Genomic DNA, 1,874 nt, shown 5'->3' with positions numbered 1-1,874 from the left:
CGAAGCCGATATTCTGGCCCACGGTCATATGCGGATAGATGGCGTAGTTCTGGAATACCATGGCGATATTGCGCTGCTTGGGCTCGCGCTGGTTCACCACCTCGCCCCCGATCAGCAGCTTGCCTTCGGTGATGTCCTCCAGTCCCGCGATCATGCGCAGCGTGGTGGACTTGCCGCAGCCGGAAGGGCCGACAAAGACCACGAATTCCCCGTCCTCTATGGTGAGGTCAATGCCGTGTACGGCGCGGGTTGCGCCATAGGCCTTGACCAGCCCCTGCAATTCGATCCTGGCCATCAGGCGGCTCCCTTCAATGCGTCGAAACGCTCATCGAGCATGTGCGCGGCCGCGCTCTGGCGGCGCAGCAGGGCGCCATGCCGGGCGGCAAGATCGCTTGCATCCTGCCGGTAGCCGGCCAGGGCCGCGCCCAGCGGCTCTGGCGCCGGCCCGCCATAGCGGGCGCGCACGGCAACGAAATATTCGGGCGAGACCAACTCGGCATAAGTCTTCTGGTCCAGCGTGGTCTTGCGGCCCGTGGCTTTTTTGAAGGCTTCGGCGAAGGGTGCATAGCCGTCGCTGCCCAGATCGCCGCTCATGGCGACTACGGCTTTGGCGACGGCGGCGGCGATCTCGTGGCCCTCGCGAAAGGACAGACCTTCCCGGCGCACGAGGCTGTCGGCCAATTCGGTAATGGTGATGCAGGAGCGGCTGATATTGGCCGCGACCCGGGCCGGGTCGATTCGAATCTGGGCGACCAGAGAGGCCAGCAGGTCGAGCACGCGCCAGGCGCTCTCGAACGCCTGATAGCCCATGGCCTGGGTCTCGCCCTCGCTGTCGTTCATGTCAGTAAAGGGGGTGTTGTGCATTACCCCCAGCATGGCCTGGGCGCGGCCCCAGGTCTGGCTGGCCAGGTGCCGCAAATGTTCGATGGGCACCGGATTGCGCTTCTGCGGCATGATCGAGGAGATTTGCACCAGGCTGTTGGGCACATAGATTTGCCCCACCTCGAAGCTGGTCCACACCTGGAAGTCCTGTATGGGCCGGCCCAGATGCAGGAACATCAGCCCCAGTGCCGAATAGGTGGCGGTGATGTAGTCGACCCCGGCGATGCAGGAATAGGAATTCTGCAGGGGCGCGGCAAAGCCGAGCAGTTCGGCCACGCGGGCCCGGTCGATGGGAAAGCCCGAGGTGGTGATCGCCGCCGCGCCCATGGGCGAGCGGTCGACGATGCCATAGGCATCGAACAGCCGCTCGATATCGCGGCCGACGAATTCGATGATTGCCGAGAGGTAATGGCCGAAGGTGGTGGGCTGCGCGGGTTGGCCATGGGTATAGGCCACGATCAGCGTCGCTTTCTCCCTCTCGGCGGCGTCGATCAGCGCCCTGTGCAGCGCCAGCGCCTTTTCGATGAGGACGTTGAGCCGCTCGCGCAGCCCCAGCTTGAACAGGGTATGGTCGATATCGTTGCGCGAGCGCGCCGTATGCAGGCGCCCGCCCAGATCGGGCCCGAGCCGGCTCTTGAGCTCTTTCTCGATGAGAAAGAAATAGTCTTCCACCTCCCCGGTATAGACCAGCTTGGCCGGATCGACCTGGGCATGGATGGTGTCGAGCGCTCGGGCGATGTTGCTTGCTTCTCCGGCAGTGAGGATGCCGGTTTCGGCCAGCATCACCAGATGAGCGCGGTCGATGGCGCGGAACCCGGCGGCATGATGGTCCTTGGCGCCGTCGAACAGCGGCCCGAGAACGGTGTGCTTATAGACGGGGTCGGGAAAGACCGAAGTGTCGGAAAGGCGGGGATCGGTCATGGTCTAACCCTTGAGCCCGGCCAGCATGACGCCGCGCACGATGAAGCGCTGCAGGGCCAGGAAGACGAGAA

Annotated in this window: 2 protein-coding genes; both read right to left on the bottom strand. The window is 64.1% G+C overall.

Annotation, left to right across the window (positions count from 1 at the left end; translation table 11 throughout):
- Positions 1-295 (bottom strand): ABC transporter ATP-binding protein (locus tag VDP82_RS17625; RefSeq protein ID WP_323016119.1); only part of this gene is annotated, 295 nt, incomplete at its 3' end.
- Positions 295-1,803: an argininosuccinate lyase gene (gene argH, locus VDP82_RS17620; RefSeq protein ID WP_323016118.1), complete on the bottom strand. Its 1,509-nt coding sequence runs from the start codon at positions 1,801-1,803 to the stop codon at positions 295-297. The genes VDP82_RS17625 and argH, both read right to left, overlap by 1 nt.
- Positions 1,804-1,874 lie beyond the last annotated feature (71 nt).

Origin of the sequence: Devosia sp. (assembly GCF_034675085.1) — a bacterium.
Taxonomy (GTDB): domain Bacteria; phylum Pseudomonadota; class Alphaproteobacteria; order Rhizobiales; family Devosiaceae; genus Devosia.
The sequence above is the reverse complement of the archived record's forward strand: the minus strand, read 5'-3'. Positions and strand labels throughout refer to the sequence as shown.